The organism is Pseudomonas sp. GM25 (assembly GCF_000282255.1).
Lineage (GTDB): Bacteria > Pseudomonadota > Gammaproteobacteria > Pseudomonadales > Pseudomonadaceae > Aquipseudomonas > Aquipseudomonas aphyarum.
The window spans coordinates 1-10,291 of sequence record NZ_AKJQ01000069.1 but is presented as its reverse complement, the minus strand read 5'-3'; the positions used below and the strand labels follow the sequence as shown (position 1 = coordinate 10,291).

At 58.4% G+C, this 10,291-nt stretch carries 10 protein-coding genes and 1 pseudogene; 6 read left to right on the top strand and 5 right to left on the bottom strand.

Annotated elements, in window-relative coordinates:
- Positions 1-195: 195 nt before the first annotated feature.
- The 3 genes from PMI24_RS25315 to PMI24_RS25305 are packed head-to-tail and all read right to left on the bottom strand — an operon-like array spanning position 196 to position 3,604.
- Entirely contained in the window at positions 196-1,101 is a 906-nt protein-coding gene (locus PMI24_RS25315; protein ID WP_007959087.1) for an acyltransferase, read from the bottom strand.
- Between the two features lie 4 nt (positions 1,102-1,105).
- Positions 1,106-3,205, bottom strand: coding sequence for a phosphate acetyltransferase (gene pta, locus PMI24_RS25310; RefSeq protein ID WP_007959085.1), 2,100 nt, complete (start codon positions 3,203-3,205; stop codon positions 1,106-1,108).
- Between the two features lie 60 nt (positions 3,206-3,265).
- Positions 3,266-3,604 (bottom strand): DUF3565 domain-containing protein, encoded by a 339-nt coding sequence (locus tag PMI24_RS25305; protein WP_177323259.1) that lies wholly within the window; start codon positions 3,602-3,604, stop codon positions 3,266-3,268.
- Here PMI24_RS25305 and PMI24_RS25300 point away from each other — a divergent pair.
- The 3 genes from PMI24_RS25300 to PMI24_RS25290 all read left to right on the top strand — a co-directional run bounded on the left by PMI24_RS25300 (position 3,573) and on the right by PMI24_RS25290 (position 5,924).
- Complete coding sequence (locus PMI24_RS25300; protein WP_007959084.1) at positions 3,573-4,058, top strand: FKBP-type peptidyl-prolyl cis-trans isomerase; 486 nt, start codon at positions 3,573-3,575, stop codon at positions 4,056-4,058. The two genes, PMI24_RS25305 and PMI24_RS25300, sit on opposite strands and share 32 nt — an antisense overlap.
- Positions 4,059-4,180: 122 nt before the next feature.
- The gene (locus tag PMI24_RS25295) at positions 4,181-4,663 is read left to right on the top strand and encodes a glutathione peroxidase (RefSeq protein WP_007959082.1); all 483 of its coding nucleotides are present in this window, start codon (positions 4,181-4,183) and stop codon (positions 4,661-4,663) included.
- A 157-nt stretch (positions 4,664-4,820) separates the two neighbouring features.
- A complete protein-coding gene (locus PMI24_RS25290) occupies positions 4,821-5,924 on the top strand; it encodes an NADH:flavin oxidoreductase (RefSeq protein WP_007959081.1) in 1,104 nt (367 codons plus the stop codon).
- Here the strand turns inward: PMI24_RS25290 and PMI24_RS25285 are convergent.
- Together PMI24_RS25285 and PMI24_RS25280 are read right to left on the bottom strand one after the other, a co-directional pair.
- Positions 5,893-7,113 (bottom strand): glycosyltransferase family 4 protein, encoded by a 1,221-nt coding sequence (locus tag PMI24_RS25285; RefSeq protein WP_007959080.1) that lies wholly within the window; start codon positions 7,111-7,113, stop codon positions 5,893-5,895. The two genes, PMI24_RS25290 and PMI24_RS25285, sit on opposite strands and share 32 nt — an antisense overlap.
- Before the next feature lie 42 nt (positions 7,114-7,155).
- A pseudogene (locus PMI24_RS25280) lies at positions 7,156-7,377 on the bottom strand (EI24 domain-containing protein); the annotation flags it as partial.
- Between the two features lie 323 nt (positions 7,378-7,700).
- Between PMI24_RS25280 and PMI24_RS25275 the strand changes: the two are divergent.
- The 3 genes from PMI24_RS25275 to PMI24_RS25265 all read left to right on the top strand — a co-directional run bounded on the left by PMI24_RS25275 (position 7,701) and on the right by PMI24_RS25265 (position 10,004).
- Complete coding sequence (locus PMI24_RS25275; RefSeq protein ID WP_045121894.1) at positions 7,701-7,994, top strand: hypothetical protein; 294 nt, start codon at positions 7,701-7,703, stop codon at positions 7,992-7,994.
- 10 nt (positions 7,995-8,004) lie between these two features.
- Complete coding sequence (locus tag PMI24_RS29055; RefSeq protein WP_007959078.1) at positions 8,005-9,174, top strand: DNA cytosine methyltransferase; 1,170 nt, start codon at positions 8,005-8,007, stop codon at positions 9,172-9,174.
- A gap of 62 nt (positions 9,175-9,236) precedes the next feature.
- Positions 9,237-10,004, top strand: a complete 768-nt coding sequence (locus PMI24_RS25265) for a GIY-YIG nuclease family protein (protein ID WP_007959077.1) — start codon at positions 9,237-9,239, stop codon at positions 10,002-10,004.
- Positions 10,005-10,291: the final 287 nt, after the last annotated feature.

The following is a 10,291-nucleotide window of genomic DNA, read 5'->3' as shown; positions in this document are numbered from 1 at the left end:
CGCTGCGCTCCCCCCCCCGGATAAATCCCTCCACTCAGCCTTCCGATGGGGCCGGCACGTCAAAAGCGGTACTCGAGCTAACGCTCATTGTGTTGAGTGGTGAGGGGCAGAAGCTTTTTGTGGGGGCTGCGGGTGGCGATCCGGCTGCCAGCGATGAGGGTCTGACAGCCGGTCTGTTTCGCTCCCTCGGGGGGATCAGCGTTGGTTCGGGTATTCGCGGTGCATCTGTTCCAGCAGTGCATCCTTGTCTTGCCACAGCTGATTGATCCAGCCTTGGAATTGCAGGCGGTATTCGCCGTCCTGGTCGTAGTTTTTGCCGATGAACTGCGGTGGGATTTTCAGTTCTTCGAAGTGCACCACTACGTCTCGGACGTTGCCGCACAGCAGGTCCCAGAAGCCAGGGCGTCCGCCGGGGTAGTGGATGGTGACGTTGACGATCGATTCCAGCTGTTCGCCCATCGCATCCAGTACGAATGCGATGCCGCCGGCCTTGGGCTTGAGCAGGTATTTGAACGGTGATTGCTGCTGCGCGTGTTTGCCTTCGGTGAAGCGTGTGCCTTCGACGAAGTTGAAGATGCCTACCGGGTTGTCGCGGAATTTCGCGCAGGTCTTGCGGGTGGTTTCGAGGTCTTTGCCTTTCTTTTCCGGGTGTTTTTCCAGATAGGCTTTCGAATAGCGTTTCATGAACGGGAAGCCCAGTGTCCACCACGCCAGGCCGATGACTGGCACCCAGATCAGTTCCTGTTTGAGGAAGAACTTCAGTGGCTGGATGCGTCGGTTGAGTACGTATTGCAGTACCAGAATGTCGACCCAGCTCTGGTGGTTGCTGGTGATCAGGTACGAGTGCTGGTAGTCCAGGCCTTGCAGGCCGCTGAGGTGCCAGCGGGTGCGGCGGACGAGGTTCATCCAGCCTTTGTTGTTGCTGATCCAGGCTTCGTGGGTGTGGCTCATCAGCCAGCGCGAGGCGCGGCGGGCGAGGTCGAACGGCAGCACTTTGATCAGTGCCACGAGAAACAGGAACGAGCACAGCAGGATCGTGTTCAGCGCCAGCAGCAGCGCGGCGATTACGCCGCGCAGGGTGGCAGGGAGAAAAGCCAGCATCGGGTCAGATATCCAGAGGTCGGTTGGCAGCCTGAATCGCGGTCAGGGCGATGGTGTAGACGATGTCGTCGACCTGCGCGCCGCGCGGCAGGTCGTTCACCGGTTTGCGCAGGCCTTGCAGCATCGGGCCGAGGCTCACGCAATCGGCGCTGCGCTGCACGGCTTTGTGGGTGGTGTTGCCGGTGTTCAGGTCGGGGAACACGAACACCGTGGCGCGACCGGCCACCTGGCTGTTCGGCGCCAGTTGCCGGGCGACGGTTTCGTTGGCGGCGGCGTCGTATTGCAACGGGCCGTCGATCAGCAGCGAGTGCTGTTGTTCGTGGGCGAGCAGGGTGGCTTCGCGGACTTTCTCTACTTCCTCGCCGGTAGCCGATTCGCCGCTGGAGTAGCTGATCATCGCCACGCGCGGGGTGATGCCGAAGGCGGCGGCCGAGTCGGCGCTTTGCAGGGCGATTTCGGCCAGTTCGCTGGCGCTCGGGTGCGGATTCATCACGCAGTCGCCGTAGACCAGCACTTCTTCGGGAAACAGCATGAAGAACACCGACGACACCAGCGTGCAGCCTGGCGCCGTCTTGATCAGCTGAAGCGCAGGGCGGATGGTGTTGGCGGTGGTGTTGATGATGCCGGAGACCAGCCCGTCGACTTCATCCAGCGCCAGCATCATGGTGCCGATTACCACGGTGTCTTCCAGTTGCTGTTCGGCCATCGGCGCGTTGAGGCTTTTGCTCTTGCGCAGGGCGACCATGGGTTCGACGTAGCGTTCGCGGATCAGGTCCGGATCGAGAATTTCCAGCCCCGGCGGCAGCACGATGCCTTGCGCACGGGCCACGGCTTCTACGTCCGCCGGTTTGGCCAGCAACACGCAACGGGCAATCCCGCGCTCCTGACAGATCGCCGCCGCTTGCACGGTGAACGGCTCGCTGCCTTCGGGCAGGACGATGCGTTTGTTGGCGGCTTGGGCGCGTTGAATCAATTGATAACGGAACACGGCTGGCGACAGGCGCATTTCCCGTGGCGTGCCGCAGCGCTGGTGCAGCCAGTTGGCATCCAGATGACTGGCGACGAAGTCGGTGATGATCTCCGCGCGTTCGCGGTCATCGACGGGGATTTCCTTGTTCAGGCCGTTGAGCAGATTGGCGGTGTCGTAGGAGCCGGTGCTCACCGACAGCACCGGCAGACCGGCCTGCAACGCACCACGGCACAGATCCATGATGCGCGGATCCGGAAGGGTGTCGCTGGTCAGCAGCAGGCCGGCCAGCGGTACGCCGTTGATGGCCGCGAGGCTGACGGCGAGGATGATGTCGTCGCGATCGCCGGGGGTCACCACCAGCACGCCGGGCTTGAGCAGGTCCACGGTGTTGCGCATGGTGCGCGCGCAAATGATGGTCTTGGTCATGCGCCGGGTTTCGTAGTCGCCGGCGTTGAGCACCTGGGCGCCCATCAGGTCGGCGACGTCACGGGTGCGCGGGGCGTTGAGTTCGGGCTGGAACGGAATGCAGCCGAGCAGACGGAAATCACCGGTGCGCAGCAAGGGCGAATGCTCTTTCAGACGCGCGGCGAAGGCGTCCATGCTTTCGTCGGTCTTGACCTTGTTGAGGATCACGCCGAGGACTTTCGGGTCTTTCGGCCCACCGAACAATTGCGCCTGCAACTCGACGCGGCCGGACAGTTCGGTCAGCACTTCGTTTTCCGGGGCCGAGACCAGAATCACCTCGGCATCCAGGCTCTTGGCCAGGTGCAGATTGACCCGCGCGGCATAGCTGGCGCTGCGGGTCGGCACCATGCCTTCGACGACCAGCACGTCTTTGCCGATGGCGGCCTGCTGGTAGAGGGTGATGATTTCTTCGAGCAACTCGTCGAGCTGGCCGTCGCCGAGCATCCGCTCGACGTGGGCCAGGCCCAGTGGCTGCGGCGGTTTCAGGCCGTGGGTGCGGGCCACCAGTTCGGTGGACCGCTCAGGGCCGGTGTCGCCCGGATGCGGCTGGGCAATCGGTTTGAAGAAGCCGACTTTCAGCCCGGCCCGCTCCAGCGTGCGCACCAGCCCGAGGCTGATGGAGGTCAGACCCACACCAAAGTCGGTGGGCGCGATAAAAAAAGTTTGCATGCGGATTCTCTAAGGGTGCATGGCAATGGCGATCGTCTCTGTGTGCCGATCTGCCGAATTTCAGTCGCCAAGGTTATCGCTAACCGAGCCTTGAGCGCACCAACCGCAAGCAAAGGGTTGGCCTATTTTTTCAATACGTTGCGCAGCGTCCAGGACCCACGCCCGGGACTGCCAGGGCGGGAGGTGGCGCAGGTGCTGGGTGTGGCCGCAGGACAGCTCGGCGACCCAGTGGCGGTCCTCGTCCTGATGGAATCCGGTGACGGTCACGGGCGCCAATCGATCCCGTCTGTCCGGGTTCTGTTCGCTTTCGGGCAAATCCTTGTTTAGACTTGTCCGTTCTTCATTCTTATGCAAAAGGTCTCGCCCCATGCTGATCGCCGCCAATAAGGCTGTCTCCATCGACTATACCCTGACCAACGACGCTGGTGAGGTCATCGACAGCTCCGCCGGCGGCGCTCCGCTGGTCTACCTGCATGGCGCAGGCAACATCATCCCGGGCCTGGAAAAAGCCCTGGAAGGTAAAGAAGTTGGCAACGAGCTGGACGTTTCCGTCGAGCCGGAAGATGCCTACGGCGAATACGCCGCTGAACTGGTCAGCACCCTGAGCCGCAGCATGTTCGAAGGCGTTGACGAGCTGGAAGTCGGCATGCAGTTCCACGCTTCGGCGCCGGATGGCCAGATGCAGATCGTCACCATCCGTGACCTGGACGGCGACGACGTCACTGTCGACGGCAACCACCCGCTGGCCGGTCAGCGCCTGAACTTCAAAGTGAAGGTCGTTGCCATCCGTGACGCCAGCCAGGAAGAAATCGCTCATGGTCACGTCCATGGCGAAGGTGGCCATCACCACTGATTTTCTGCGCTAAGCTTCGAGTACTGGAGAGGCGCCCGAGGGCGCCTTTTTAGTCCGCGGCTGTCCTTGGTGGCCTCGCCAAGTGGCTGTTTCGAGTAGAAAACGGGAATCTGGAGTTCGTCATGAGTGCTTTTCACGACCTTAAGTTGACAGCCCTGGATGGTCAGGAGCTACCGCTGGCACCCTTCAAGGGCCAAGTCGTGCTGGTGGTCAACGTCGCCTCCAAATGCGGCTTGACCCCACAGTACGCGGCGCTGGAAAACCTTTATCAGCAATACAAAGGCAAAGGCTTCAGTGTGCTGGGCCTGCCGTGCAACCAGTTTGCCGGTCAGGAACCGGGCAGTGAGCAGGAGATCCAGGAATTCTGCAGCCTCAACTATGGCGTGAGTTTTCCGTTGTCGAAAAAGCTCGAAGTCAACGGTCACGACCGTCATCAGCTCTACCGTCTGCTGGCGGGCGAGGGCGCGGAGTTTCCCGGTGACATCACCTGGAATTTCGAGAAATTCCTGCTCGGCAAGGACGGTCGGGTACTGGCCCGATTCTCGCCGCGCACGGCGCCGGATGATCCTTCGGTGATTACGGCGATTGAAAAAGCCCTGAGCTGAAACACAAAAATCGCAGCCCTCGAGCTGCGATTTTTTTCGCCTGCCTTTTGACCCTTAATCATTCAGATCAATAGTGCTATCGGTTGATTGGAACTCCGCATATTATCGTCGTCATATGAATCGCATGCCCGTCGATCAATTTTTCGTGGAGCCTCCCATGCCCGTGCAAGCCCTGTTCAAACCGTTCCAGCTCGGTGCCCTCGAACTGCCGACCCGCGTGGTCATGGCGCCGATGACCCGCTCGTTTTCCCCGGGTGGCGTACCCAATTCCAAAGTGATCGAATACTACCGTCGTCGCGCGGCGGCCGGTGTCGGCCTGATCATCACCGAAGGCACCACCGTCGGCCATCAGGCTTCCAACGGTTACCCGAACGTGCCGCACTTCTACGGTGAAGCCGCGCTGGCCGGCTGGAAGAAAGTCGTGGATGCGGTGCACGCCGAAGGCGGCAAGATCGTTCCGCAACTGTGGCACGTCGGCAATGTGCGCCGTCTGGGCACCGAGCCGGACGCGAGCGTGCCGGGTTACGGCCCGTCGGAAAAACTCAAGGACGGTCAGGTCGTGGTGCACGGCATGACCAAACAGGACATCCAGGACGTCATCACGGCATTCGCCCAAGCGGCGAAAGATGCCCAAAGCATCGGCATGGACGGCGTGGAAATCCACGGCGCCCACGGTTACCTGATCGACCAGTTCTTCTGGGAAGGCAGCAACCAGCGCACCGACGAATACGGTGGCAGCCTGGCCAACCGTTCGCGTTTCGCAATCGAGCTGATTCAGGCCGTACGCGCAGCTGTTGGCGAAGGCTTCCCGATCATCTTCCGCTTCTCGCAGTGGAAACAGCAGGACTACACCGCGCGTCTGGTGCAAACCGCCGAAGCGCTGGGTGAGTTCCTCAAGCCGTTGTCCGACGCAGGCGTGGACATTTTCCACTGCTCGACGCGCCGTTTCTGGGAGCCGGAATTCGATGGTTCTGACCTGAACCTCGCCGGCTGGACACGCAAACTGACGGGCAAACCGACCATCACCGTCGGCAGCGTCGGCCTCGATGGCGAGTTCCTGCAATTCATGGTCAACACCGACAAGGTCGCGCAACCGGCCAGTCTGGAAAAATTGCTGGAGCGTCTGAACAACGACGAGTTCGATCTGGTGGCGGTGGGGCGTGCACTGCTGGTCGATCCGGACTGGGCGCAGAAAGTGCGCGAAGGCCGCGAGCAGGACATTCTGCCGTTCAGCCGTGAGGCGTTGATGACGCTGGTTTGATCGCCGTGGGCGGCTTGTCGCGCAGGTCGCGGCAAGCCCCCAGCAAATGGTTTTCAAACTGTTCGACGATAGCCGCCCAACCCTGGCGGCTGGCGTGTTGGCGTGCGTTCAGGCGTACGCAGCGCAACCTTTCGTCTTCTTCCAGCAGCCACGCCGCTGCCTCGCAGAACGCCTCTTCATCGCCGGGCATCGCCAGCACGCCGTTGTAGCCATGGCGAATATGCTGGGCCGCCGCGGCCTGATCGTAAGCCACCACCCCAAGGCCTGATGCCAGCGCTTCCAGCACGACGTTGCCGAAGGTTTCGGTCAGGCTCGGAAACAGAAACACATCCCCCGACGCATAGTGCGCCGCCAGTGCTTCGCCCCGTTGCGAGCCGCAGAAAATCGCCTCGGGCAGTTCCTTTTCCAGTGCCATTCGTTGCGGCCCGTCGCCGACCACGATCAGCTTCAGGTTGCGTTGTGGATAAGTGCCAGCGAGCTTTTCGAAACTGCGCTTGAGCAGGCCGAGGTTTTTCTCTGGCGCCAGGCGTCCTACGTGAATGACCGCAATGTCCCGCTCGCCAAGACCCCATTGCTCACGCAAGGCATTCAGGCGTTTGGCCGGGTGAAACAACTGGCTGTCGACACCCCGCGACAGCAGCGCCAGGCGTTCGAAGTGCCGACGCTCCAGCTCCAGGCGCTGGCTGACGCTCGGCACCAGGGTCATGGCGGAACGGTTGTGAAACCAGCGCAGATAGTGGGTGAGCAAGCGCGTCAGTAAACCGAGCCCGTACTGGTGGGTGTATTGCTGAAAGTTGGTGTGAAAGCCGCTGACCACGGCAATCCCCAGACGACGCGCCGCGCGCAATGCCGACAACCCTAGCGGACCTTCGGTGGCGATGTAGAGCACGTCCGGGCGCTGACGCGTCCAGCGCCTCAGCAACTTGTGCATCGACGACTGACCCCATTGCAACCCCGGATAACCCGGCAACGGCCAGCCCCGACACAGCAGCAACGAGTCGTCTTCAGTGCGCTGCGGATCGTCGGCCTGACGCGGTCGCACCAGTTCCACCCGATGCCCGCGTGCGCGCAAACCGTCGCACAAGCGGCCAAGGGTATTGGCCACGCCGTTGATTTCCGGTGGGAAGGTTTCGCTGATGAGGGTGATATGTAGAGCTGTCGTCATGACCTCAGTTTCGGCTGAGGCCATGTCGTGGTTGTGACGTTCGGATGATGGATTTGTGACGCGGCCTCAGCGTTGCGTCACCAGGTTCTCGGCCCCGCGCTCACGCACCCAGAACAGAGTCGCGCCAGCCACGGCGGCCGGCATCATCAGGATGTTGACCACCGGAATCAGCAACACCAGATAAACGATCCCGCCAAAACTCATACTCTGCCAGCGCTTCTGGCGTAGCCAGGCGAGCATTTCGTTCCAGCCCAGCTTGTGGTTATCCGCCGGGTAGTCGATGTACTGAAAAAACGTGCCGGAGCGTTTAAAAGCCCCGTAACTCAAAGCCCTTTCCCAAGGGAGTTAATTGGAAATGTATCAGCTAGATGAATTCGTGCATAGGTGCCAAGCGGGGGAGGGGGCAGATATTCAGTTTGGCTGGTTTCCTTCATTCGTGCGGCACCGCGACACCTCCTCTGATTCCTGACTTTTAAATTCTCCCAAGTGGTATTTCTCGTGGCTGTCAACGAAATTGTACATAAGTGAAATCGAAGCGTTGCACATAAATATATGTGCATATAGAATATAGATGTGTGCTGATTTGTTTGCTCCCTGTATCCTGCCCGACCATGACTTATGAAGAATTCCAGAGGCAACTGGGGAAGGCAGGCATAAGCGTAAAGGAGTTTGCAGGGTTGCTTGGGATGAACCGCAATTCCATTACGAATTGCTCTGTACGCGGAGAGATTCCATCCCACTTAGCGGTCATCTCGGTCTTAATGGCTGAGATGGCCGAACATCAGATCGACTTCAAGAATGTGTTGGCGCGCATCGAGATTGTGCCAAAGAGGCCGCGCGGTGCTGGGGCGAAAGGCAAGTTTGGCGGTAGCCCCCAAGAACCTCTCACTTTCAGCCCGGATTAAGAGAAGCATAATGAGTAGTATCGAATTATTCGCAGGTGCCGGTGGCTTAGCCATGGGAATGGCCCGTGCTGGCTTCCGTCATTCGGCTGTCGTCGAGTGGAATGACGATGCTTGCCAGACGATTCGCGAAAACCGGTCCCACTATGCCGCTACTGGGCAAGACTTTTTACTGTTTGAGGGAGATGCTCGGAGCTTCGATTTCCAGCCCTACATTGGTGAAGTGGAAATAATCTCCGGTGGACCACCCTGCCAGCCGTTTTCGCTTGGAGGAAAGCACGGGGGTAACTTGGATGAGCGGGACATGTTCCCTACTGCCGTCCAAGCGGTACGTGAAACTAAGCCCCGAGCCTTCATTTTTGAAAATGTGAAGGGATTGCTCCGCCAGAGCTTTGCTAGCTATTTTGAGTACGTTTATCTTCAGCTCAGCTATCCGGAAGTCGTTAGGAGAAAAGAAGAAACTTGGGCTGAACATTTGACTCGGTTGGAAGGGCTCCATACATCAGGGAAGGTCAAACCTGCCTACAACGTTGTATTCCGGCTGCTCAATGCGGCGGACTACGGCGTGCCGCAAAAGCGTGAAAGGGTATTTCTCGTGGGGTTCAGAGCTGATCTTGAGGTGCAATGGTCTTTTCCTGAACCTACGCACTCGGAGGATGAGCTGCTAATCGCGAAATGGGTATCAGGATCTTATTGGGATGAGCATAAGGTACGCGTACGTGGGAGGCCTCGCCCGCCAGAGAAGCTTACAAAACGGATATCTCAGCTAGCTAGGACCTTGGAAGGAAATAAACGGTTGCTTCGATGGGCAACTGTGCGAGATGCGATAACGGGACTTCCTGATCCCGAAAAACCAACATTGTTTCGTGTACCGAACCACACATTTAACCCTGGAGCTCGGTCGTATCCAGGGCATACCGGCAGCCCAATGGATGAGCCTGCAAAGACCTTGAAGGCAGGCAATCATGGCGTTCCAGGTGGCGAAAACATGCTCGTTCGGATGGATGGGTCAGTCCGTTATTTCACTGTGCGAGAGGCCGCAAGGATTCAGACGTTTCCGGACGATTATGTCTTTCATGGCTCTTGGTCTGACACGATGAAGCAGCTTGGGAATGCGGTACCTGTTCGTTTAGCGGAGGTAGTCGCCTCCTCAGTCGCAGCAGCTTTAAAGGGAAAAAACTGATGGCTTCTTCCGTTAAATAAAGAAATCGGCATAATCTCCCGACAATTGGGGAGCTTATGTCGATGCGCCACTGCTTTGAAGAACTTGAGTTCGACCTGCCTTCGGCCCTGCTAAATCAGCTGGTTCAGCTGTTTGAGGAGATGCCAGAAGGTTCACTTGACGCGGCAACGGTCCAAGGTATCGACGATGCTCAGGGCGTATACCAGCTATTTTTTAATGGAACCTTGGTTTACATCGGTAAAACCGATGCTCAGGCGGGGCTCCGTGCTAGGTTGCTGCGTCATGCCATCAGGATTAGGTCTCGCCGCAACCTCTCCCATGACACCATCGGATTCAAGGCTGTTAGGGTTTTTGTATTCACGGCGATGGACTTGGAAGAGCTGCTGATCAGGCACTATAAAGCCAGTCCAACTCCGCCGACGTGGAACCTAAGTGGTTTTGGGTCTAACGACCCGGGTCGTAACCGTGACCACACTGTTCTCAAAGCCGGCCATTTCGATAAAAGTTACCCGATCGATCTTGAACTACCTGTGAGCCTAGTCGCTCAAAACGGCGAGGCATCAGCGGCGGATGTTTTGGCCCAGCTTAAAGGGCAGTTGGACTACAATATCAGGTTCGAAGGGGCCCCTGGTAAACCGAAAAGTCCGCATCCTGATCTGATCGCGGCCACCGTCCAGCTTAAAAGCACGGATGACACTGTTCTAAATATTTTGCGGCGGGTCAAGGCAGCGCTCGGACCCGACTGGCAAATTACAGCGCTACCTGGCTATGTGATCGTTTATTGTGAGTCAACGAATTATAAAGAAGGTATCAAAATAGAGTCTATGTAATTCACGCTATGAATGTGAAGGCGTCTGGCTCTGCGAAAAAAAGATCAGTGCCTCGATTGCCGATATAGCGATAAGGCAAAGTCTAGTCTATGTAAATTGGCTAGATAGAGCGGAAGTTTGAATGGCGGCTGCAGGCTAGTGGCTCAAGCTCAAGTTATTATTGTAGGTCTTAAAGGGATATTGTTATGGATCTTTCAGGAATAAGTTTTGGCGACCGCGTTGCGGAGAATGAGGCGTCCGAGTTGGCGTCTTACTTCGTGAGAACTGAATCGCCCCTAGTTTCGTAG